At 66.1% G+C, this 23222-nt stretch carries 20 protein-coding genes; 7 read left to right on the forward strand and 13 right to left on the reverse strand.

The features are described from left to right. Positions 1–114 precede the first annotated feature (114 nt). Complete coding sequence (locus Q0105_RS16705; protein WP_298213263.1) at positions 115–942, reverse strand: NUDIX domain-containing protein; 828 nt, start codon at positions 940–942, stop codon at positions 115–117. Further along, entirely contained in the window at positions 939–1922 is a 984-nt protein-coding gene (locus Q0105_RS16710) for a quinone oxidoreductase (protein WP_298213264.1), read from the reverse strand. The genes Q0105_RS16705 and Q0105_RS16710 overlap by 4 nt, the downstream gene beginning before the upstream one ends. A gap of 150 nt (positions 1923–2072) precedes the next feature. Between Q0105_RS16710 and Q0105_RS16715 the strand changes: the two genes are divergently transcribed. Further along, positions 2073–2972, forward strand: a complete 900-nt coding sequence (locus Q0105_RS16715; protein WP_298213265.1) for a DMT family transporter — start codon at positions 2073–2075, stop codon at positions 2970–2972. Between the two features lie 118 nt (positions 2973–3090). Here the strand turns inward: Q0105_RS16715 and Q0105_RS16720 are convergent, their stop codons facing one another. The 3 genes from Q0105_RS16720 to Q0105_RS16730 form a co-directional block, all read right to left on the reverse strand. Beyond that, positions 3091–5766, reverse strand: coding sequence for an EAL domain-containing protein (locus tag Q0105_RS16720; RefSeq protein WP_298213266.1), 2676 nt, complete (start codon positions 5764–5766; stop codon positions 3091–3093). Positions 5767–5770: 4 nt separating this feature from the next. Continuing rightward, positions 5771–6868 carry a TRAP transporter substrate-binding protein gene (locus Q0105_RS16725; protein ID WP_298213267.1) on the reverse strand — a complete coding sequence of 366 codons (1098 nt, stop codon included), beginning with the start codon at positions 6866–6868 and terminating at the stop codon, positions 5771–5773. A gap of 176 nt (positions 6869–7044) precedes the next feature. Then, positions 7045–7884 (reverse strand): SDR family oxidoreductase, encoded by an 840-nt coding sequence (locus tag Q0105_RS16730; RefSeq protein WP_298213268.1) that lies wholly within the window; start codon positions 7882–7884, stop codon positions 7045–7047. 64 nt (positions 7885–7948) lie between these two features. Between Q0105_RS16730 and Q0105_RS16735 the strand changes: the two genes are divergently transcribed. Together Q0105_RS16735 and Q0105_RS16740 are read left to right on the forward strand one after the other, a co-directional pair. Next, positions 7949–8566, forward strand: a complete 618-nt coding sequence (locus Q0105_RS16735; RefSeq protein WP_298213269.1) for an SH3 domain-containing protein — start codon at positions 7949–7951, stop codon at positions 8564–8566. Between the two features lie 16 nt (positions 8567–8582). Continuing rightward, positions 8583–9626: a M48 family metalloprotease gene (locus tag Q0105_RS16740; RefSeq protein ID WP_298213270.1), complete on the forward strand. Its 1044-nt coding sequence runs from the start codon at positions 8583–8585 to the stop codon at positions 9624–9626. A 27-nt stretch (positions 9627–9653) separates the two neighbouring features. Here the strand turns inward: Q0105_RS16740 and Q0105_RS16745 are convergent, their stop codons facing one another. From Q0105_RS16745 to Q0105_RS16780, 8 genes are all read right to left on the reverse strand, one after another. Beyond that, positions 9654–10586: a DMT family transporter gene (locus Q0105_RS16745; RefSeq protein WP_298213271.1), complete on the reverse strand. Its 933-nt coding sequence runs from the start codon at positions 10584–10586 to the stop codon at positions 9654–9656. A 121-nt stretch (positions 10587–10707) separates the two neighbouring features. Then, the gene (locus Q0105_RS16750) at positions 10708–12006 is read right to left on the reverse strand and encodes a DUF3422 domain-containing protein (protein ID WP_298213272.1); all 1299 of its coding nucleotides are present in this window, start codon (positions 12004–12006) and stop codon (positions 10708–10710) included. A 135-nt stretch (positions 12007–12141) separates the two neighbouring features. After that, positions 12142–13653 (reverse strand): tripartite tricarboxylate transporter permease, encoded by a 1512-nt coding sequence (locus Q0105_RS16755; protein WP_298213273.1) that lies wholly within the window; start codon positions 13651–13653, stop codon positions 12142–12144. Positions 13654–13668: 15 nt separating this feature from the next. Next, positions 13669–14157 carry a tripartite tricarboxylate transporter TctB family protein gene (locus Q0105_RS16760; RefSeq protein ID WP_298213274.1) on the reverse strand — a complete coding sequence of 163 codons (489 nt, stop codon included), beginning with the start codon at positions 14155–14157 and terminating at the stop codon, positions 13669–13671. Between the two features lie 132 nt (positions 14158–14289). Then, on the reverse strand, positions 14290–16083 hold the full coding sequence (locus tag Q0105_RS16765) for a type II/IV secretion system protein (protein WP_298213275.1): 1794 nt from the start codon (positions 16081–16083) through the stop codon (positions 14290–14292). 12 nt (positions 16084–16095) lie between these two features. After that, positions 16096–16863: a spermidine synthase gene (locus Q0105_RS16770; protein ID WP_298213276.1), complete on the reverse strand. Its 768-nt coding sequence runs from the start codon at positions 16861–16863 to the stop codon at positions 16096–16098. A 9-nt stretch (positions 16864–16872) separates the two neighbouring features. Next, entirely contained in the window at positions 16873–17427 is a 555-nt protein-coding gene (locus Q0105_RS16775) for a DNA-deoxyinosine glycosylase (RefSeq protein WP_298213277.1), read from the reverse strand. Between the two features lie 69 nt (positions 17428–17496). Then, positions 17497–18327: a TatD family hydrolase gene (locus Q0105_RS16780; protein WP_298213282.1), complete on the reverse strand. Its 831-nt coding sequence runs from the start codon at positions 18325–18327 to the stop codon at positions 17497–17499. A gap of 231 nt (positions 18328–18558) precedes the next feature. On the opposite strand from Q0105_RS16780, the gene Q0105_RS16785 reads away from it, so the two are divergent. From Q0105_RS16785 to Q0105_RS16800, 4 genes are read left to right on the forward strand one after another with little or no spacing between them, the layout of a single operon-like run. Next, positions 18559–19494 (forward strand): trypsin-like peptidase domain-containing protein, encoded by a 936-nt coding sequence (locus Q0105_RS16785; RefSeq protein ID WP_298213278.1) that lies wholly within the window; start codon positions 18559–18561, stop codon positions 19492–19494. Between the two features lie 16 nt (positions 19495–19510). Continuing rightward, positions 19511–20509 carry an AAA family ATPase gene (locus tag Q0105_RS16790; RefSeq protein WP_298213279.1) on the forward strand — a complete coding sequence of 333 codons (999 nt, stop codon included), beginning with the start codon at positions 19511–19513 and terminating at the stop codon, positions 20507–20509. Next, positions 20490–21530, forward strand: a complete 1041-nt coding sequence (locus Q0105_RS16795; RefSeq protein ID WP_298213280.1) for a DUF58 domain-containing protein — start codon at positions 20490–20492, stop codon at positions 21528–21530. The genes Q0105_RS16790 and Q0105_RS16795 overlap by 20 nt, the downstream gene beginning before the upstream one ends. An 11-nt stretch (positions 21531–21541) precedes the next feature. Then, positions 21542–22591, forward strand: a complete 1050-nt coding sequence (locus Q0105_RS16800) for a VWA domain-containing protein (protein WP_298213281.1) — start codon at positions 21542–21544, stop codon at positions 22589–22591. Positions 22592–23222 lie beyond the last annotated feature (631 nt).

The raw sequence follows: 23222 nt of genomic DNA on the forward strand, positions 1-23222 counted from the left end.
AAACCGACAAAAGCCGTTCACGCTGAGCCTGTCGAAGCGCCGCACAGGACTTCGACAGGCTCAGCCGGAACGGTTGTTTTGTCTATTGGAAGGCCAAGGGGACATGCGCCCCCATCACGCCCCCAGAAACCCCGCGATCACCAGCCCCGCCTCTGGCGTGAACTGGCCTTGCGCCACGCGCTGGCGCACGGTGTCCAGGGTCAGTAGTTCGAAGCGTTCGACCTCGCCGTCCTGGTTGGCGGGTTCCATGCCCTCGGGCACCTGGGCGCAAAACCAGTCGATGCGCTCGCGCATATGGCCCGCGCCGCCACCCTCGCGGCTCGTGCGGCTGAAGTCCACATGGCCGCCGTGGCGCACACCGTGCAGCGCGTCCACCTTGAGGCCCGCCTCTTCCCAGGTTTCGCGCGCCAGCGCCTCTGGCAGCGTGTCGGCGGCCGAGACCATGCCGCCCATGAGCGTGTCCCACAGGCCGGGGTTGGTGGGCTTGCTCATCGCACGCTTTTGCACCCACATGCGGCCGTCGGGCGCCAGGCCCACCAGGTGCACGGCGCGGGTGGCAACGCCCAGCACACGCACGGCGCCGCGCTCCACCGTGCCCACCCGCTCGCCCTCTGGGTTGCACACGGCCAGTTGCTCGTCGCGCCAGGGGCCACACAGGTCCGCTTCGCGCAGGGCTGCGGCCAGGGTGTTGAGGGCGTCGGTGGCGGCATCGGCCGGCACATCAAGGCACCAGGTCATCGCACCGGAATGCTCCTGATTTGATAGCTTATAGCGCTTATCCATCAAGCGCTGGAGGTCAATTTGATTCAAAAACCCCTCCACCACCGAGCCCACCACCTGCCCCGCCACCAGCAGCGCCTGGCGTGGCTGCGCGGGCGGCTGCTGGGCTGCCGCGCGCGCGGCGGCCAGCCAGCCGTCAAAGGTCGGTGTTGTCGTGTTCACAGCGTGAGGATGGTGCTGCCCGTGGTCTTGCGCGCCTCCAGGTCGCGGTGCGCCTGTTGCACGTCGGCCAAGGGGTAGCGCTGGTCGATGTGGATCTTCACTTGTCCGCTCGCCACCACGGCAAACAGCTCGTCGGCCATGGCCTGGGTGCTTTCGCGCGTGGCGATGTGGGTGAACAGCGTCTGGCGCGTGACGTAGAGCGAGCCCTTGGCGCCCAGCGAGCCCGGCGCGAACGGCGCCACGGGGCCCGAGGCATTGCCGAAGCTGGCCATCAGGCCAAAAGGCCGCAGGCAGTCGAGCGACTTGTCCCATGTATCTTTGCCCACCGAGTCATAAACCACCTTCACGCCCTTGCCGCCGGTGATCTCCTTCACGCGGGCGGCGAAGTCCTCCGTGTTGTAGTTGATCGCGTGCGCCGCGCCGTTGTCCCGCACCAGCTGGCACTTGGCATCGCTGCCCGCCGTGCCGATGAGTACGAGGCCCAGGGCCTTGGCCCATTGCGTGGCGATCAGGCCCACGCCCCCGGCGGCGGCGTGAAAGAGCACTGGGTCGCCAGGCAACAAGCCCTCCACGGGCAGCGTCTTCTTGAGCAGGTACTGCGCCGTCAGGCCCTTGAGCATCATGGCTGCGCCGGTTTCGAAGCTGATGGCGTCGGGCAGCTTGCACACGCATTTCGCGGGCATCACGCGCACTTCGCAATACGCGCCGGGCGGCTGGCTGGCGTAGGCGGCGCGGTCGCCCGCCTTGAGGTGCGTAACGCCCTCGCCCACGGCCTCGACCACACCCGCGGCCTCCATGCCGATGCCTGCAGGCATGTTCAAGGGATACAGGCCGGTGCGGTGGTAAACGTCGATGAAATTGAGGCCGATGGCGTGGTGGCGGATGCGGACCTCGCCGGGGCCGGGCTCGCCCACGGTGACGTCAACGATGTGGAGTTCTTCGGGACCGCCGTGCTGGCGGATCTGGACGGCAAGGCTCATGGCTGGCTGCTCCTGTAACGGGTGAGAAAACGGCGGCCATCCTGCCACGAATCGCGCCAGCCTGCCGCCAGCCGCCCAGGTGCCGCAGCGCGCCAAGGTCTTCTTGCCAAATGTGGCATGGCAAGGCGCAGGCCGCTACAGTGCTGGCCCATGACGCAAAAACTCACACCCGGCACGGCCGTGCTGCTGGTGATACCGCCCCTGCTGTGGGCGGGCAATGCCGTGGTGGGGCGGCTGGTGCATGACCTGATCCCGCCCATCACGCTCAATTTCATCCGCTGGGTGCTGGCCTTCGCCATCCTGCTGCCGCTGGCCCATGGCGTGCTGCGCGCAGGCAGCCCGCTGTGGCCGCACTGGCGCCGCTATGCGCTGCTGGGGCTGCTGGGCATCGGGGCCTACAACGCGCTGCAATACATGGCGCTGCAAACCTCCACGCCCATCAACGTGACGCTGGTGGGCTCCAGCATGCCGGTGTGGATGCTGGCCGTGGGGGCGCTGTTCTTCGGCGCGGTCGTGACGCGGCGCCAGGTGATGGGTGCGCTGCTGTCGATGTGTGGCGTGCTGCTGGTGCTGAGCCGGGGCGAGTGGCAACAACTGCTGGCCTTCCGCCTGGTGCCGGGCGATGTGTTCATGCTGCTGGCCACTGTCTCGTGGGCGTTCTACAGCTGGCTGCTGGCGCGCACCAGCGAGCCCGCCAGCATCCGCAGCGACTGGGCCGCGTTTTTGATGGCGCAGATGGTGTTCGGCCTGGCCTGGTCGGGCAGTTTTGCCGGGGCCGAGTGGGCCAGCGGCCGCACACACATCGAATGGGGCTGGCCGCTGGCCGCCGCGCTGGCCTTCATCGCCGTGGGGCCTGCGGTGCTGGCCTATCGCTGCTGGGGCGTGGGCGTGCAGCGGGCGGGGCCTGCGGTGGCGGGCTTTTTTGTCAACCTCACGCCGCTGTTCGCGGGCGTGCTGTCGGCGGCCTTTCTGGGCGAGACGCCCCAACTGTTCCACGGCGTAGCGTTCGCGTTGATCGTGGGCGGCATCGTGGTGTCGTCGCGGCGCTGACGATGGCGATGGCCCTGGACGATTGTGAGTAAAAAAGGGGCCTACCGCTTATTCCATCAGCGCGACAAGCTATTAAAAATATAGCAAAAACACAGCGCGGCGCACCCAGCTGCCGTGCTCACCCCTGCCCGCCCGGCACAGCCAAGGCTTCTATCACGGCCTCCAGTTGGGCCACGGGGGTGGGGCGGCCAAACAGGTAGCCCTGGAAGAACACGCAGCCGTGCGCGGCCAGGAAGCTCTTTTGCGCTTCGGTCTCCACGCCTTCCGCAATCACATCGAGCTCCAGGTTGCGCGCCATGCCCAAAATGGTCTGCACGATCACGTCGTCGGTGTGCCGCACGCCCAGATTGCGCACAAAGGACTGATCGATCTTGAGCTGGTCCAGCGGCAGCCGCGTGAGGTAGGCCAGCGATGAATAGCCGGTGCCAAAGTCGTCCACCGAAAAGCGCACGCCCTTGGTCTTGAGCAGGCCGATCTTGGCAATGGTGTCGTCCACGTTGTCCAGCACCAGCGATTCGGTGAGTTCGAGCTTGAGCAGGTGGGGCCGCGCGCCCGTCTCGCGCAGCACCTCGACGACCCGCGCCACGAAGTCGCGCTGGCGGAACTGCCGCGCGCTCACGTTGACCGACAGTTGCAGGTGCCGGTAGTGCTCATTGCCCTCCCAGGCGGCCAGTTGTTCGCAGGCGGTGCGCAGCACCCAGTGGCCCATGGGCACGATGAGCTCGCTTTCCTCGGCCACGCCGATGAAGGCGCCGGGCGCCACCAGCCCGCGCTCAGGGTGCTGCCAGCGGATCAGCGCTTCGGCTCCCACGATGCGGCCGTCCAGGTGGAATTGCGGCTGGTAATGCAACACAAACTGGCGCCCCGTCAGCGCCGCCTGCAGGTCCCCTTCGAGCTGCGCACGCAGGCTGATGGCGATCTGCATCTGCGGGTCGAAGAAACACAGCGCGTTGCGCCCCTGCGACTTGACCTGGTACATGGCGATGTCGGCCTGCTTGAGCAGATCGACCGAAGACTGGATCTGCCCGCCCAACAAGGTGGCACCAATGCTGGGCGTGCTGTGGTGGGCATGACCCCCCAGCGTGTAGGGCACGTTCAGCTTGCGCAGGATTTTTTCGCCCACGCGGCGGGCATAGGCGGCCGCGTCCTCGCTGGTGGTCGACAGGTCGGTGAGCATGACCACGAACTCGTCGCCCCCCAACCGCGCCACCGTGTCTTCGCGCCGCACGCAGGTTTTCAGGCGCTGCGCCACCTGCTGCAGCAGCATGTCCCCCACCTCATGGCCCCGTGTGTCGTTCAAGGTCTTGAAGTGGTCCAGATCGAGGAACAGCAAGGCCCCATATTGCGCGCTGCGCACACTGGCGGCAATGGCCTGCTGCATCCGGTCCATGAGCAAGCGGCGGTTGGGCAGGTTGGTCAGTGGGTCGTAGAAGGCGAGGTTTTCGATCTCGGCGCCCGCCCGCCGCAGGGCGGTGACGTCGTGGTAGCTGATGACGATGCCCCCGTCGGGCGTGGTGCGCTCCGTGATCTGGACGGTGCGGCCGTTGGAGTACACCTGCTCGTGTGGCTCCTGCTGTTGTTTTTGCTGCTGCCTGAGCATGCGCTGCTCCACCCAGCGCTCGTGCTCATGGCTGGCAAGGCGCGGGTGGTGGTGCTTGACGGTTTCTTCGATCACCGCCCGAAAAGGCATCTGCGGCGCGATGATGCCTTTGAGCCAGGGGAAGATGACCTCGAACTGGCTGTTCCACTGCACCACGCGGTTGTCGCTGTCGAGCAGCAAAAAGCCGCTGACCATGGACTCCAGCGCCTGATCAAGCGTGGCCTTGGACTGCGCGATGGCAACACGCGCCTGCGACAGGCGGTTCAGGTAGCGCAAGGCCAGCACGCCCGCCGCCAGGATCATGGCGATGAAAAGCAGCGCGGTCAGCGCGATGGCATCCCGCTGGTCACGCCAATCGCTCAGCGCCTCGTGCAGCGGAATGCTCGCGGAAACCCGCAAGTCCTGGTACAGGATGGGCCGATAGACCACCAGCGCCGGGTCGCCGGTGAGGCGCGCTGGCGCTTTCCAGTCCAAACCCAGGTCCGTGATCTCGGCCAGCGGCGGCGACAGCGTGAGCACGGAGCTTTCCTCACGGCCGGGCCCTCCGAACAACAGCTCGCCCCCGGCCCGCTCCAGCGTGACTTGCAGGCCGCGAATGTCCACCCCCTGGAGCAGCACCGAACTCAATGCACCCACCGGCAATTCGGCCACGGCCGCCACACGCGTGTTGTCGGCCAGCCGAAGGTGGCGCGCCACATACAGGACACGCTCAGAGCTGGCGAAACTGACCACCGGGGCACTGACCATCAAGGTGGACACGGGCTGTCCCAGCACCGACTCCAGGAACCCTGTCGGCAATTGCACCTTCAGGTCGCTGCCCGACGGGTCGGAAGACGCCAGGGGCTTGCCGGTGTCGTCCAGCAAGGTGACGTAACGCACCATCAGGTTCTGGCGCGTGGAACTGCGCAAGCGTTGGTTGGCGGTGGTGGTATCGATCCAGGTGACCACGGCATCCGACAGCCCCAGCAGTTCATCGACGCTGGCCAGCAGCACGTCCACAGCCAGCAGCGACCGATTGAGTGCAGCCTCGCCGCCCGCGACGAAGCGCGTGGCCTGCACCGCACTATCGTCCAGCGCGACCTTGCGGGCGTTCCAGGCCACCGCTGCGGCCACCAGCATCACGGCCACTACAAATACCACGACCGCAGCCCACACGAAGGCCTTGATGCGAAGTGGCGTTGTAGGCTCCTTCATTGATTCATTTCACGGGAGCTGCCATCAGGCCACGCGCAGGGCCGATCGTCTGGTTCCAGGCCTGGACACAGCGCGCACCGCAGCGCTGTATCCAGCGCGGCAGCACGGTAGAGGCCAGGATCGTCTGGCGGTTGTGCTCATCCTGGGCGGACACCGGCACCACCACCATCGCGCCCTTGGTGCCCCTGGTGCAGGTGGGCGCACCCCGGTTGCAGGCCATGCCGTCGGCCGTTTCACGCTCGGACTCGGCCCAGATGGCGGACTCCAGCCGGGGCAACTCGCGCTTGAGCAGATCACGCAGTTCGGACGGCAAACCCGACCATGCGGCCTGGTTGGCCCCGAAAATAGCCAGCCCCCAGGTAAGAGGCAAGGCATGCACGTGGGTGGTCAGCTTGGGCAACCCCAGAACGTTGCCCGACATGGTGCCCGTGACCACGCATTCGGTCGTGCCGGCCTCCAGGCTGGGCACGATCTGGGAAAAACTGGTCAACACCGGCGTGCCACCCAAGGCCCCCACGAAGTCGGCCTGCGTGGACGAGGACACACGAACGCGGCGCCCCGACAGCTCAGACAGCGAGCGCAAGGGGGCCTTGCAGAAAACCACCTGTGCGGGGTAGACATAAATCGCCAGTGCCTCCACACCATGCTGCTCGCGCAGGGCCTTTTCGAGATAAGGGCGGAACGCGGTGAGCGTGGTCTTGAGCGTGGCGATGTCAGGGTTCAGCCCTGCAAGATCGGGGGCGGTGTACTCGGGGTACTGCGACGTGAACGAGCTCATCAAGGTGGTACCAAACGGCACCACGCCCAATTGCAGCAGCCGCAGCATCTCGTTGCCCGGCACGCCCGCCTGGTCAAAGGGCACGATCTCGGCCTGGAACTTGCCACCACTCAGGCGAGACAGCTCCTTGCTCCAAAACGGCTCTTCCTGCCGGGTGTACTGGTTCACCCCCGCCAGCCCGCCTACCACACGCAGTTTGTAGACCTTGGCGCCACCCGCCAACGGCTCTGCGGCAAACACGCCCACACAAGCGCCCAATGCCACGCACAGAAGCGCCGCACGGCGAAGCAGGCGGGGGATCAGGGCGTTGGACTCTTGATACATGGCAACAATCAGAACCCAATTAAGAAACAATTCGGAAACAGTATTTCATTAATTTCGCAATCCGAAAGGCAAGCTGTCGGCAAAACACCACGTGCAAGCCTTGAACAGAACCAACGAACAGCGCAATGCATGAAAACACCTACCGAAATCTACCTCATCGGCCGAGGTTTGCATTATCAGAAAGTGCCAGGGTAGGCGCCTCCGTCCGCCAGCACGTTCTGCCCCGTCATGTAACCCGCCTGCATGCTGCACAAGAAAGCGCAGATCGCGCCAAACTCGTCGGCCGTGCCGTAGCGCCCCGCCGGAATCTGCGCCTGCTGGGCGGCACGCACGTCATCCACGCTTTTGCCCGCCTTGCCCGCGGCGGCCGTCACGGTGGCTGCCAAGCGATCGGTGTCGAACTTGCCGGGCAGCAGGTTGTTGATGGTCACGCCCCGCGCCGCGATCTTGCTGCGCGACACCCCGGCCACAAAACCCGTGAGGCCGCTGCGCGCGCCGTTGGACAGGCCCAGGATGTCGATGGGCGCCTTCACTGCGCTCGACGTGATGTTGACGATGCGGCCAAAACCACGCTCTGCCATGCCGTCCACCGTGGCCTGGATGAGCTCGATGGGCGTGAGCATGTTGGCATCCACCGCCTTGATCCATGCATCGCGGTTCCACTCGCGGAAATCGCCCGTGGGCGGCCCCCCAGCGTTCGTGACCACGATGTCGAAATCGCGCCCAGGGCCGCCCGCCACCGAGAACACCGCATCGCGCCCCTCGGGGGTAGTGATGTCGGCGGCGACGGCAAGTACCTGGGGCTTGAGAACCTTGGAGTCATTTTGACCTCTAGCGCTTGATTGATCTGCGCTGGCAGCTATTAATTGAATAGCAGCCTGATCCAATGCACCGGCATTGCGGGCGTTGATGACCACGTTCACGCCCTCGCGCACCAGCGCCAGCGCACATCCATAGCCCAATCCCTTGCTGGCACCACACACCAGCGCCCATTTGCCTGCAATACCCAAATCCATAACAATCTCCTGTTCTTGCGCTGCGCCCTGCAGCCCTGGCAAATCATAAGTGGAGAGTTGCAAGATGAAATGGCTGCATTGCAGAGCCCTGGCCGCCTGGCTGGCATGTGCCGCACTGGCCCTTTTGGCAGGCGCTGCGCAAGCGCAGGATGCAGCCGTGGTCAAGCGCGCCACGCAGTTGCGCGACAGCCCCGCCGAAACCGGTGCCAGCGTAGCGCCCCTGGAGGCAAACACCGTTGTTACCCGCAGCAGCGAGCGCAAGGGCCCCTGGACCAAGGTGAGCACCCCCCAGGGCGCCACGGGCTGGGTGCACATGTTTGACCTGGGCCCGCAATCGGGTGCCGCAGCAGCCAGCAACAACGCGGCCACCGGCGGCCTGCGCAGCCTGGGCGGCCTGTTCGGTGGCAACAGCGGCAACACCACCGCCACATCGACCGTGGGCATTCGTGGCCTGGGCGCTGAAGACATTGCCAAGGCACAACCCAACCCGGCCGCCGTGAGCCAGGCTGAGGGCCTGCGCGTGAATGCGGACCAGGCACGCCAGTTCGCCAGCAACGCCGCCTTGCAGCCACGCACCGTGCCGCCGCTGGCCGAGCCGCCACGCCCATCGTCATCCAGCGGAGGATCGGGGGCTGCAGGCTCGTCGAACAACCCGTCGGACCCCAACTTCAGCCCCAACTAACCCGGAGCTGCCACCCATGCGCACGCCCTCCTCCCCCGCCCGCATCCGGCTGCTTGCGGCTGCCTGCACGGCCCTGGCCCTGACCCTGCTGCCCAGCCAGGGGCAGAGCCAGAACGTGTTGAACCTGCTCAACAATGCCTTGGGAGGTGGCGGCAGCACCTCCAGCAACACCGGCGGCGGCCTGTTGGGCGCCATCACCGGGGGGGGCAGCTCCGCCAACCAGGGCGACGACCTCATCAGCCTGCTCACACGCTCGGTCGAGAGCATCGACGAGCCGCGCGAGATCGAAATCGGCCGCCAGTTGGCCGCCGTGCTGCTGGGCAGCAAGCCCCTGCACCCCGACATGGCGCTGCAGCGTTACGTGAACCAATTGGGGCGCTGGATCAGCCTGCAATCATCCCGCCCTCACCTGCCCTGGACCTTCGTGGTGCTGGACGACCCCGGCTACAACGCCTTCGCGGCGCCTGGGGGCTATGTGTTCGTGACCAAGGGCCTCATCGACCGCTGCGCCGACGAGGCAGAGCTGGCGGGCATCCTGGCCCACGAGATCACTCATGTCACGGCCAAGCACCACCTGCTGGCCATGCGCAAAACTGCACAGTCGGGCATGCTGACGCAGATCGCGGCCTCGCAGATCAAGACGAACGCGGTGGGCAACTTGGTGGCCTCGCAATTCCTGGCCCTCGGGCGCAACCTCTATGCGCGCGGGCTGGACCAGGCCGATGAATACGATGCCGACCGCACCGGCGTGGCGCTGGCCACCCGGGCGGGGTTCGACCCCTATGGCCTGGTATCGGTGCTGCAGCAATTGCGCACGGCCACCCCTGACAACCCCATGTTCACGCTCGCCCTGGCCACCCATCCCCCCGCCCAGGCACGCCTGGAGCAACTGGAACTGGCCATGGGCAGGAACCTCGACACCTTTGCCGGCACCACGCCGGTGACCGTGGCCCAACGCATGCAGACCAGGGCGGCCCCCGCTGCATCGACAGCGCCTGTGCCCGCAGCGCCAGCCGTGGCACCAGCGCGCAAGGCGCCGCCCAAAAAAAAGGCGTCCTGATCTCCACAACCTGAGCGGCGCTGCCGCTCAGGCACCGCCCGTCCGCCGCGCCATGCGGGTGAACACAAAAATCCCCGCCACCACCAACGCCGTGCCCGCCGCCACCCACACGGTGAAGGGCTCACCCAGAATCCACACCCCCATGAGGATGGTGGACAGCGGCCCCACCATGCCCGCCTGCGCCGCCATGCCCGCACCAATGCGCTCGATGGCCATCATCACCATCAGCACCGGCACAGCCGTGCACAGCGTGGCGTTGAGAACCGAAAGCCAGATCACCTCGGGCGCCACCACGGCCGCGCTCAGGGGGCGCAGCACCAAAAACTGTGCCAGGCAACACAGGCACGCCACCGTGGTGGCCAGCCCCACCAGGCGCAGCGCGCCCAGGCGCTGCACCATCTCGCCGCTGTAGACGAGGTAGATGGCATAGCTCACCGCGCTCAGGAACACCAGCAGCGTGCCCCAGGCTGCGTTGGTGCCCTGCAGGTTGGCCTCGTGGCCAAACACCAGCACCACGCCGCTGTAGCTCACCAGCATGCCCGCCGCCTGGCCCCAGCGGATGCCCCGGCCATACAGCGCCCAACCCAGCAGCACGACCAGCGTGGGGTTGAGGTACAGGATGAGCCGCTCCAGGCTGGCGCTGATGTAGGCCAGCCCGGCAAAGTCCAGAAAACTGGCCAGGTAGTAGCCAGTGACGCCCAGGCCCAACACACCCAGCCAGTCCTTGCGCGTGAGCGGCGGCTTGCCCCGGCTGGCCCACCAGGCCATCGTGGCAAAAATGGGCAGCGCAAACAGCATGCGGTACATGATGAGCGTGACCGCATCCACCCCGTAGCGGTATGCCAGCTTGACGATGATGGCCTTGCCGCTGAACGCGATGGAGCCGAACAGTGCCAGCAGCAGGCCTGTTGCTATGTTTTTTGTAGCTTTTTGCGCTTGTATCGATGGGGTTGGAGGCACTTTTGGCTCGAATTCTCGTCCGCACAGGGCCACCCAGTGTGGCACGGCGCCACCGGTGCGCGCCATCGACACTCTGCGCGGCGGCCCCCTTCAACAACGATGGCGGGCCGAGAACCTGTTCTCAGTCGTGCTTATGGAACACGCGGTGGTGCAGGCGCCGCAGCGACCACCACACGCCCACGGCCACCACCGGGATCGCGATGGCCGCCGTGGTCTCGGGCGACAGCGGCCAGCCCAGCTTTTGCGCCCCCTTGGCCAGGTAGCTCACCAGACCCACGATGTAGTAGGTGATGGCCGCCACAGACAACCCCTCCACCGTGGACTGCATCTTGAGCTGCAGGTCTTGCCGGTGGTTCATGGTGGTCAAGAGCGCCTGGCTGCTTTGCTGCTGCTCGATCTCCACACGCGTGCGCAGCAGGTTGCTCATGCGCGAGACACGCTGCGACAGTGCATCCTGCCTGCGGGTCGCCCACTCGCAGGTGCTGCGCGCGGGGGTCAGGCGCCGGTCCATGAACTCGCGAATGGTCTGCATACCTGCCAGGCGCGACTCGGCAATGTCCTCGATGCGCTTGTCCAGCAGCTCGAAGTAGGCACTGCTGGCCGAAAACCGCGAATGCGAGGCCGCGTACTGGCTCTCCACCTGCCCGGCCAGCCGGGTCAAACGGTCCAGCAGGGCGGGTTCGTCGTCCCGGTTGACCGTGCGGATGGCGTTGGCCAGTTCGGCCAGTTCGCGCTCAGCAAAAACCAGCACGCTGGCCGCCTCGCGGGCGGCGGGCAGGCCCAGCAGGGCGGCCATGCGGTAGGTTTCGATCTCCAAGAGGCGCTGCACCAGGCGCCCCAGGCGGCGCGGCGTCATGCCGCCTGCCAGCAGCACCATGCGCGAAAAACCGTCGGCATGGATCGCGAAGTCGGTATAGACCTCGCCATGGCCGTCGGCCACGGTGGACGCGACCAGCGAGTCCTCATACAGCACATGCTTGACCAGCGAGCCCGAGCCAAACGTGTTCGTGGGCAACACCCACAGGTTCAAACTGCACAGGCACTGCCCAGGCAGGGCGGCCAGCCAGCCGCGTGGCACGGCATCCACGGCGCTGGCAGGCTCACGCTCGCCAAAAGACTCTGCCTGCGCAGGCACCATGAAGGTCCAGGACACAAATTCGGTGTGCAGTTCCCAGCGGATGCGAAACGCCCCCAGGTCCATCCGCAGATGGTTGGTGTCGGCATCGGGCAGCGCCAGGTGGTGGTCGCGCAAGAGTGCGGCCACATGGGCGCGGCTCGCCTCGCGCCCCGCAGCGTCGGCCAGCATCACGATGTGGGCAATCGCCAGCGGGGCGGTGATCGCCTCGGGTGGGCGGGCGTGGATTTCGTTGTGCAGCATCGCCCGGTGGGGATGCTGGGCAAGATGGAATGGTGTGGGCATGCAGTCCTGGTCCTCAGCACGCAATTGTGTACCGCCAGCGCCAGCGCACGAAAACACCTCCTGTACAAAAAACAACGGCACCCGAAGGTGCCGATGGTCAGACGAGGGAAGAAAGAGGCCCGAAGGCGCCCATCATCAGTCTTCCACGAAGGCTTCTTCGCGCTTGTTCTTCACCGAAGGCAGCAGCACGATGACGAGCAGCAGGGCGGCAGCCGCCAGCAGGCCAGCCGACAGCGGACGCGTGACAAACACGCTCCAGTCGCCACGCGACAGCAGCAGCGCACGGCGCAGGTTCTCTTCCATCATCGGGCCGAGGATGAAGCCCAGCAGCAGAGGCGCAGGCTCGGTGCCCAGCTTGTGGAAGATGTAGCCCACCAGACCAAACAAGCCCACCATCCAGATGTCGAAAGTGTTGTTGTTGGTGGAGTAAACACCCACCGCGCAGAACAGCACGATAGAGGGATAGAGCCAGCGGTAAGGCACCGTCAGCAGCTTGATCCAGATGCCGATCAGCGGCAGGTTCAGAATCACCAGCATCGCGTTGCCGATCCACATCGACGCGATCAGGCCCCAGAACAGTTCGGGGTTGCTCGTCATCACCTGGGGGCCAGGCTGGATGTTGTGGATGGTCATGGCACCCACCATCAGCGCCATCACGGCGTTGGGGGGAATACCCAGCGTCAGCAGCGGGATGAAAGACGTTTGCGAACCGGCATTGTTGGCCGACTCGGGAGCCGCCACGCCACGGATGTTGCCTTGGCCGAAAGGCACTTCACCAGGGTGCAGCTTGGTCTTCTTCTCGATGGTGTAGGCGGCAAAAGCCGACAACAAGGCGCCGCCGCCCGGCAAGATGCCCAAGGCCGAGCCCAGGGCCGTGCCGCGCAGCACCGCAGGGAACATGCGCTTGAAGTCTTCGCGGGTCGGGAAGAGCCCCTCCACCTTCGCGGTGAACACTTCGCGCTCTTCGTCAGGGCGCGACAGGTTGGCAATGATTTCACCGTAACCGAAAACGCCCATGGCGATGGTCACGAAGCCGATGCCGTCGGTCAGCTCGGGGATGTCGAAGCTGAAGCGGGCCACGCCCGAGTTCACGTCGGTACCCACCAGGCCCATCAAGAGGCCCAGCACGATCATGGCCACGGCCTTGAGCAGCGAGCCCGAGGCCAGCACCACGGCGCCGATCAGGCCCAACACCATCAGCGAGAAGTATTCGGCGGGGCCGAACTTGAACGCCACCTCGGTCAGCGGGGGGGCAAAAGCCGCCAGAATCAGCGTGCCCACGCAGCCTGCGAAGAACGAGCCCAAGCCCGCAGCGGCAAGCGCCGGGCCCGCTCGGCCCTTGCGCGCCATCTGGTAGCCGTCGATCACGGTCACCACCGACGACGACTCGCCTGGCAGGTTCACCAAAATGGCGGTGGTCGAGCCGCCATACTGGGCGCCGTAGTAAATACCGGCCAGCATGATCAGCGCGGCCACGGGGGGCAACGCGTAGGTGGCGGGCAGCAGCATGGCGATGGTCGCCACGGGGCCGATGCCCGGCAGCACGCCGATCAGCGTGCCCAGCAAGCAGCCCACAAAGCAGTAAATCAGGTTCTGGAACGTGAAGGCCACGCCAAAACCCAGCGACAGGTTGTTAATGAGATCCATGGTCTGTGCTCCTGCTTAACCCGTGATGAAACTCGGCCACACAGGGAACTGCAGCTTGAGCGCCCAAACGAATGCCACGTAACTGCCCACAGCAAGCACCGTGGCCAGAACGAACACCGCCTTGGCATTGAATTCATTGCCCGCCAGGCTGGAAATGAAGGTCAGCGCATAGATGCCCACGATCAGGCCCATGGCTGGAATGCCCAGGCTGGGCAAACCGCCCAGCAAGATGCCGAAGGCGAAGTTGGCGGCCAGGATGTAGAACAACGGCTTCCAGGCCCACTTGCCGATCTTGTCACCGTCCTGAGTTTCCACCGTGGTGGCCTTGAAGGTGATCACGCTGCCGATGATGGCCAGCAAGATGCCCAGCAGCAGCGGAAAGTAGCCCGGCCCCATGCGGGCGCCGCTACCGACGTTGTACGTGGTGGCACCCCACGCAAACGCCACGCCAATCCCCATGAACATGAGGCCGGCAAAGAAGTCTTTTTGACTTTTGATTTTCACGAATTGTCTCCTAGGCGGAATCTCGACTGGCCGATTGTGGGGTCAACCCGCCCGTTCGCGGATGTGGATTCCACCTACATCCGGCAACGCCCCAGCAGCCCGGCCAACGCCGTCCGCCCGCAGCGCATCACATCATTCCAGCGGCGGCGTGGCCGCGATCACCTCTTCCATGGTGGTCAGGCCCTCGGCCACCCGCAGCGCGCCCGCCAGGCGCAGGGGGCGCATGCCGTCCTGCACGGCCTGGCGGCGCAGCGTGTCGATGGACGGGGCCTGGGTGATCTTGTCCTTGAGCGCCTCGCTCACGGTGAGCAGCTCATACAGCCCCATACGCCCCCGAAAACCGCCCATACGGCAATCCACGCAGCCAACGGGTTTGTAGGGCTGGTAGGCGCCGTTGATCTTCCAGGGCTTGACAACCTCGGCCAGCGCCTCCCGGGATGCGGCTTCGTCGGCCTCTTTGCATTGTTTGCACAGCGTGCGCACCAGCCGCTGGGCCAACACGCCGAGCAAGGTGGCGTTGATCAGGTACGAGGGCACACCCAGCTCCATCATGCGGGTGATGGCGCTGGGAGCATCGTTGGTGTGCAGCGTGGAGAAAACCAGGTGGCCCGTGAGCGCGGCCTGGATGGCCATCTCGGCGGTCTCCAGGTCGCGGATTTCGCCCACCATGATGATGTCCGGGTCCTGGCGCATCAGGGCGCGCAGGCCTTCGGCAAAGTTGAAGTCGAGCTGGGGCTGCACCTGGGTCTGGTTGAAGCTGGGCTCGATCATTTCGATCGGGTCTTCCACCGTGCTCACGTTGACCTCTTCGGTGGCCACGCGCTTCAGGGTGGAGTACAGCGTGGTGGTTTTACCCGAGCCTGTGGGCCCGGTCACCAAAATGATGCCATGCGGGCGTTTGACCAGCGCCTCCCAGCGCTGCGCATCGTGCTGCGCAAAGCCCAGGGCATCGAGGTCTTTGACGGCGTTGTCCGGGTCGAAGATCCGCATCACCATCTTCTCGCCAAACGCGGTGGGCAGGGTCGAGAGGCGCATTTCCACCTCTTCGCCGCGCTGGTTGCGTGTCTTGATGCGGCCGTCCTGCGGGCGGCGCTTTTCCACCACGTCGATGCGGCCCAGCAGTTTGATGCGCGCCACCATGGCGTTGTGCACGCCCATGGGCATCTGGTAGACCGGGTGCAGCACGCCGTCGATGCGAAAACGGATCACGCCCTGCTCACGGCGCGGCTCCAGGTGGATGTCGCTGGCGCGCTGGTCAAACGCGTACTGCCACAGCCAGTCCACCACCTTGACCACGCCCTGGTCGTTGGCGTCGAGCTGCTTGTTGCTTTTGCCCAGCTCCACCAATTGCTCAAAACTGCTGCCACCCGCGCTGCCCCCGGCCTTCTGCGCCGCGCGCACTGACTTGGCCAGCGCAAAGAATTCGGCGGTGAAACGGTGAATGTCTTGCGGGTTGGACACCACACGGCGCACCGTGCGGCGCGACTGGCGCTCCACCTCGGCCACCCAGTCGTCGATGAAGGGCTCGGCGGTGGCCACCACCACCTCCTTGGCCGTCACCTGCACCGGCAGCACCTTGTGGCGCTCGGCATAGATGGCGCTCATGGCGTCGGCCACGCGGCCCACGTCCACCTTGAGCGGGTCGATGCGCAAATAGTCCAGCCCGGCCCGCTTGGCCAGGTATTCGGACAACGCCTCGATGTCGAGCGGCTTGCCGTCGCTGGCGCGCGCCATGGCCACGCTGGCCAGCCGCACCAACGCGTGCTGCGAGCTTTCGGCCTGCGAGCAGCGGGCAATGGTGCGCTGCGCTTCTTCGTGCGAGATGACCTTGTCATCGCTGAGCCACTGCACCATGCGGCGCCAGTCCAACGGGCCGACAAAGGGAGTCGCCTTCAAGCGGCCAGGGACATCCACGGAAGCAGTCATATCAACAACCTTTCAGGGCGTCACGGGCTTGAACGCCCGCAGCCATTTGGTGGTGGGCAGATCCCAGCGTGCCTGGATCGCCTCGGCCCGCTCGGCCAGCTCCGCGCGTTTGGGTCGGGTGGGGGTGCGCTGCGCCAGCACCACGGTGTTGCCCTCGCGCGTGGGCTTGAACGACCACAGCGCCTCGTCGCCAAACGCCTGCGCCATGCTTTTGAGGCTGCGGTCAAAGCTCGACGCCCTGCCGAACAGGTTCACCGTCATGCTGCCGGTGTCGGTCAGCAGCGCGCGGCAATCGGCGTAGAACTCGGGGCTGTCCAGCACCGGCGCCGCTGCCTCGTGGTCGTACAGGTCCACGGCCAGCGCATCCACGGTGCCCAGCCACATGGGGTTTCGGATCTCCTGGGCCGCATCGGCCAGCACCACGCGCAGCTTGGGGCCGTCGGGCGGCAGCTTGAACCAGTGGCGGCACACGGCCACCACCTGGGGGTTCAGCTCGACCGTGGTGGTGCAGATGCGCAGCTTCTTGTGGCAGAACTTGGTGATGGCACCGGCCCCCAGGCCCAGTTGCATGGCATGGCCCTTGGACACCTGGGCCAGGTCGGCGGAAAACAGCAGCCAGGCCATCATGCGCTGCACATACTCCAGCTCCAGCGCAAAGGGGTCGGCGATGCGCATGGAGCCCTGGATCCAGGGCGTGCCCAGGTGCAGGTGGCGCACTTCGCCATCGTCAGACACGCTGACTTCGGGCAGTTCTTGCAGTTTTTCTTTTTTGCGGGTCATTCAATGTGTTCAAAGCAGGTGGTGGGCCGACAGCAGTGCGGCCCAGGCCGCCAATTTACGGTCAAAGCTCCACGAGGCATTCGCGGGGCTGGTAGAGGGGAGCTTGCACACCGGCACACCCAGCGCCGCCGTGCTGCGCGCGTGCTTGAAGCTCTCCCCGCCATTGTGGGCGATGGCCGCCAGGCGCGGACAACGGGCGCGCAGGCCCGCGAAATCATTGACCTCGGCGTTGCGAATGCGCGCATCCAGGCTGCCCTCGCGCTCGCAGGCCGCGTACACATCCCACAGGCCCAGGCCGCGCGCCAGCAGCCAGTCGCAGCGCGCGGCGTATTGCTCGCGCACGGGCAGCGGGTGCTGTGGCCACAGCGCCTGCAGCAGGCGCCAGAACTGGTTTTGCGGGTGTGCGTAGTACTGCTGCGCGCGCAGCGATGCCACGCCCGGAAAGCTGCCCAGCACCAGCAGCACAGTGCCCGCCCCCACCACGGGCGGCAGGCCCTGCAGCCGTGGTGCGGCCACGGCGGCGCCTGATACGGAGGCTTCGGCGGCGGGAGGGCTGGAGTGCATGGGTAGAAATACTATCAATTTAATAGCTGCTTGCGCTTATTAATAAAGCGCTACAGCCCATTTTTATCATTATTTCAGTCCGCCCAGTGCTGCAAGCCGTGGCAGCGCCTGCAGCGCATTCGCCGCTGTCTGCTCGGCCAGCGCCGCCAGCGGCATGCCGCGCAGATCGGCCAGCACCTGCGCGATACGCGGCAACTCGGCGGGCGCATTGCGCCCCTGCGGCTGGCCCTGCGCGCGCCGCTCGGCGGTGGTGTACAGCCAGTGGGGCGGGATGTCGGGCGCATCGGTCTCCAGCACCAGGGCGTCTGCGGGCAGCTCGGCGGCCAGGCGGCGCAGCTGCAAAGCGCGGTCGTAAGTCAGCGCGCCGCCAAAACCCAGCTTGAAGCCCATGCCAACAAATGCCTGTGCCTGCTGCAGGCTGCCGTTGAAAGCATGCGCAATGCCACCGCGCACCGGCACATCGCGCAGACCCTTGAGCAACTTGTCGGCCGAGCGGCGCACATGCAGGATCACCGGCAGGTCCCACCGGCGCGCCAGTTGCAACTGGGCACGGTAAAACCGCTCCTGCCGCACGGGGTCGAGGCCGGGCACGAAATAGTCCAAGCCAATTTCGCCGATGGCCACCAGGCGCGGGTCGGCATGGTGCTGCTGCAGCATCTGCTCCAAAAGCGCCAGGTCCCCGTCATCGGCACGCCCGGTGTAGAGCGGGTGAACGCCCAGCGCATAGCTGTCGCCGTGCTGGTGCGCCAGCAGGCGAACGGTGTCCCAGTTGCTGCGCTCCACGGCCGGAATCACGCAATGGGCCACCCCTTGCGCAGCCGCCTGGCTGCGCACCGCGCTGCGGTCGGCATCGAACTCGGGGGCATCAAGGTGGCAGTGCGTATCAATCCAGGCGGTCATGTGCGGATGATGCACGATGAAACCCCGCGCGCTGTGCACGGTAGCCCTGCGGATGCATTCGCGGGCAAACCGTGCTACTGTCATTTGCATGCGCCAGCTTCTGGCGTTTCATTCCGTTTCAAAATCAAGCGAGTGCGCGAAGGCGAAGCGCAGGCAGTGCTAAAGCACGACAAGCGAAGCCGACAAAGCAATCGTTTGATTTGGGAATGGAATCAGAGCAAAGGTGACAGGATGCCCCGGCCCGCCCTCTACAGCAGCTCCCGCTCCGCCCGCAGCCGCCCTCCCGCAGAGGCGGCCGCCCCCGAAGCGGCTGCGCCCGCCGCCCTGCCCCCGCAGCCCGACCCGGCGGCGGCTACGCCCTCTGCCCCTCATTCCCCCGCGCTCAGACGCCAGCTCTATGCCCTGTGGGCCATCGTGCTGCTGTTGGCAGCCCTGCTAGCGGCCAGCGCCTGGCAGCACAGCAGCTCCGTCGCCCGCAAGATCACCCAGGAAGACATCGACGCCGCCGTGCTGCGCACGCTGGAGACCACAGTCCCACCATCCGCCGCCGCGCGCGCGGTGGAGAGCATTGCGCCATCTATCGTGCGGGTGGTGGGCTATGGCCGCAGCAAAAACGGCAAGGAAGAGATCGAGCGCGGCATTGGCACGGGTGTGGTGATTGTGGACAAGGGCATCATCCTGACCAACCTGCATGTGGTGGCGGGCGCCGACCGCATCGGCATCACTTTCCACGATGGGCTGGAGACCACCGCCGTCATCACCGGCGCCCAACCTGAAAACGACCTGGCCGTGCTGCAGGCCCACAAGGTGCCCGACGACCTGGAGGCCGCCACCCTGCGCTCCACCCAAGACCTGCGCCCCGGCGACCATGTGGTGGCCGTGGGCTTCCCTTTTGGCATCGGGCCCTCGGCATCGGCGGGCGTGGTGTCGGGCCTGGGGCGCGAATTCACCTCGCCCGAGGGTAAGCGCCAGCTCAGCAACCTGATTCAGTTCGACGCCGCGGCCAACCCCGGCAACTCGGGCGGCCCGCTGGTCACGCTCGACGGCGAGGTGGTGGGCATCGTCACCGCCATCTTGAACCCCACGCCTGCGCGCACCTTCATCGGCATCGGCTTTGCCGTGCCCATAGAAAACGCCGCAGCCGCTGTGGGCACGCCCCCGTTCTGACCAAGAAAGGAATCCCATGGAAACCACAACGAACAACACCGCCACCCTGATGGAGCAGGTGCTCTACGAAGTCAAGCGCGTGGTGGTTGGGCAAGACCGCTTTCTGGAGCGCGTGATGGTCGCCATGCTTGCCCAGGGCCATCTGCTGGTCGAGGGCGTGCCCGGCCTGGCCAAAACGCTCACGGTGAAGACGCTGGCCAGCACCATCCAGGGCAGCTTCAAGCGCATCCAATTCACGCCCGACCTGGTGCCCGCCGACCTGGTGGGCACCCGCATGTACAACCAGAAGACCGGCGAGTTCAGCACCGCGCTGGGCCCCGTGTTCACCCACCTGCTGCTGGCCGACGAGATCAACCGCGCACCCGCCAAAGTGCAAAGTGCGCTGCTGGAAGTGATGCAGGAGCGCCAGGTGACGATTGCCGGTGAGACACACAAGGTACCCGAGCCCTTTTTGGTGATGGCCACGCAGAACCCCATCGAGACCGAAGGCACCTACGCCCTGCCCGAAGCGCAGGTGGACCGCTTCATGATGAAGGTGCTGCTGGATTACCCCACCGAGGAAGAAGAATTCGTGATCGCCCAGCGCGCGCTTGCCCTGCCCGTGCAGGTGCTGCCCGTGGCCACCACCGCCCAGCTCGCCGCGCTGCAGGCCGAATGCCGCACGGTGTATGTGGACCCCTCCCTGCTGCAATACGCGGTGAAACTGGTGACCGCCACCCGCGTGCCCGCGCGGCACGGCCTGAAGGATCTGACGGGCTACATCGCCTGCGGCGCCAGCCCGCGCGCCACCATCGCCCTGGCCGAAGGCGCCCAGGCCCTGGCCATGCTGCGCGGGCGCAACTACGTGCTGCCCGAAGACATGGCCGACCTGGCCGCCGACGTGCTGCGCCACCGCGTGGCACTGTCGTACGAGGCGCTGTCCGAGGGCCTTGACGCCGATGCACTCATAAAACGCATCATGGCCAAGATACCTGCACCTGCGCGGCCCCTGCACCATGAACAAAAAGCCGCCTGAAACCGCTTCGTCGGCCACGGTCCATACGCTGCCCACCCTGCCGGGGCAGGCCGACCGCTTGCTGCGCGAGCTGGAGTGGAAGGTCATCCGCCGCCTGGATGGCCTGCTGCAGGGCGACTACCGCACGCTGATGCGCGGCACCGGCCTGGACCTGGCCGATCTGCGCGAATACCAGCCACACGACGACGTGCGCCACATCGACTGGAACGTGACCGCGCGCCTCAACCAACCCCATGTGCGCGTGTTCACCGAAGACCGCGAGATGACCGCCTGGTTCCTGCTCGACCTGAGCCCCTCCATCAACTTCGGCCCCGAGGGGCATGCCAAACGCGACATCCTCACCGGCTTCGTGGCCGTGCTCTCGCGCCTGCTCACCCGCCACGGCAACCGCGTGGGGGCCATGCTGTATGGCGGCGCCAGCGGCGAGGCCGAACGCGCGGTGGACGCCATGCTGCCGCCCCGCAGCAGCCGCGCCCATGTGCTGCATCTGGTACACCGCCTGCTGGCCCCCAGTCAGCCCGCCAGCACACCCCCCATGGGCGGCGGCGCGGCCACCGAGCTGCACCGGCTGCTGCAGGCCGCGCTGGCCAACCTGCGCCGCCGCTCCACCGTGTTCATCGTCTCAGACTTCATCAGCGCGCCCGGCTGGGAAAAGCCCCTGGCCCAGCTCGCGCAGCGCCACGACGTGGTGGCCGTGCGCCTGCTGGACCCGCTGGAACTGGAGCTGCCCGACCTGGGCCTGATCACCTTGCGCGACGCCGAAAGCGGCGAACAACTGCAGGTGGACACGCACGATACCGCCTTTCGCCGCCGCTTTGCGCAACTGGCCTCAGAGCGAGAAGCCGCCCTGCGCGATAGCCTGGCGCGCGCAGGCGCCGACACGCTGGAGCTGTGCACCGACGACGATCTGGTCGATGCCCTGCTGCGCTTCATGGACCTGCGCGCGCGCCGCGTGCGGGCACCACGCGCGGCCACGCCCGCTGCGGCTCCTCCTCGTCTTCACCATCAATACGCCACCTGAGGAACTGCACCATGGTTTTTCTCTGGCCCACCCTGCTCTGGCTGCTGCTGCTCGCCCCCCTGTTGGTCCTGCTGTACTGGTGGCTGCTGCACCGGCGCAAAAAGACGGCGCTCGCCTACTCCAGCCTGTCGCTGGTGCGCGAGGCCCTGGGCCCCGGCCAGCGCCTGCGCCGCCACATCCCGCCCGCCCTCTTCCTGCTGGCCCTCGTCGCGCTGCTGCTGGCCTCCGCCCGCCCGATGGCCGTGATCACCCTGCCATCGCAAGACCAAACCATCATGCTGGCCATGGACGTCTCGGGCAGCATGCGCGCCACCGACGTGGAGCCCGACCGCATCACCGCCGCCCAGAACGCCGCCAAGGCCTTCATCGCCGAGCTGCCCCGCCATGTGCGCGTAGGCATCGTCGCGTTTGCGGGCAGCGCCCAACTGGCGCAGTTGCCCACACAAAGTCGCGAAGACCTGGTCAAGGCCATCGACAGCTTTCAGCTACAACGCGGCACGGCCACAGGCAACGGCATCATGCTGTCGCTGGCCACGCTGTTCCCCGACGCAGGCATCGACATCGCCGCCCTGGGCGGCCGCCAGGCCATGCGCCCCCGCCCCATCGACGAAATCGGTAAACAACAACAAGACGCGGCCAAACCCTTCACCCCAGTGGCACCCGGCTCCTACAATTCCGCCGCCATCATCATGCTGACCGACGGCCAGCGCACCACAGGCGTAGACCCCCTCGAAGCCGCCCAATGGGCCGCCAACCGGGGCGTGCGCGTATACACCGTGGGTGTGGGCACGGTGCAGGGCGAAACCATCGGTTTCGAAGGCTGGTCCATGCGCGTACGCCTCGACGAAGAAACCCTCAAGGCCGTGGCTGCGCGCACCCAGGCAGAGTACTTTCATGCCGCAACGGCGGCAGATTTAAAGAAGGTGTACGAAACCCTCAGCTCCCGGCTGACGGTGGAGAAGAAGGAGACGGAGATTTCTTCTCTGCTGGCTTTGTTGGGGGCTGCACTGGCGTTGGTAGCGGCGGGGTTGTCGGTGTGGTGGTATGGGCGGGTTTTTTGAGCTATTTTTGGCTCTGGCGCTTTTCCACCAATCGCTATTAGCTATTATTTGTGTAGCAAAACTTCTACGCCGACCGTTCAGGCTGAGCTTGTCGAAGCCGTGCGCTCATCAAGCTGGATGCCTGAGCCAGGGGCGGGAGCCGGGGTGTGCGCCCGGCGGCGCAGTGGCTTTCTTTTGCTTCGCCAAAAGAAAGTCACCAAAGAAAAGGCGACCCTGCTGTCTGCGACCCCTTCGCTGCGCTGCGGGGCAACCTGGGGTGCTCGGTCACGGGGTGCACCGCAGAACTCACTTCGCTGCTACGCAGCTACGTTCGGACAACTGCGGTGAGTCAGTTCACGAAGCACGCGCGCTCCGACGCGCGTGCCACCCCGCGCCCTGCGCGCCCCAGGCGCATACAGAAGGGACCCACGAATCGGACATCCCCACGGGCCATCGCGTTGCTCGGCCCCATCTCGCGGGCGCAAGCGCCACGCGCTGCGCAGGCTGGGCCGAGCGCAGCGATGGCCCGTATGGCTGTTTGGATGTTTGGCTCTCACCCCATCTGGCTGCGCCTGCGGCGGGGCGGTTGCGGGGTGAGCATGGGCGTCGAAGCGCCCATGCTTCGTGAACTGACTCGCCGTGGTTGTCCGAG

It is taken from the genome of Acidovorax sp., assembly GCF_027492855.1.
In the GTDB taxonomy this organism is placed as follows: Bacteria; Pseudomonadota; Gammaproteobacteria; order Burkholderiales; family Burkholderiaceae_C; genus Acidovorax.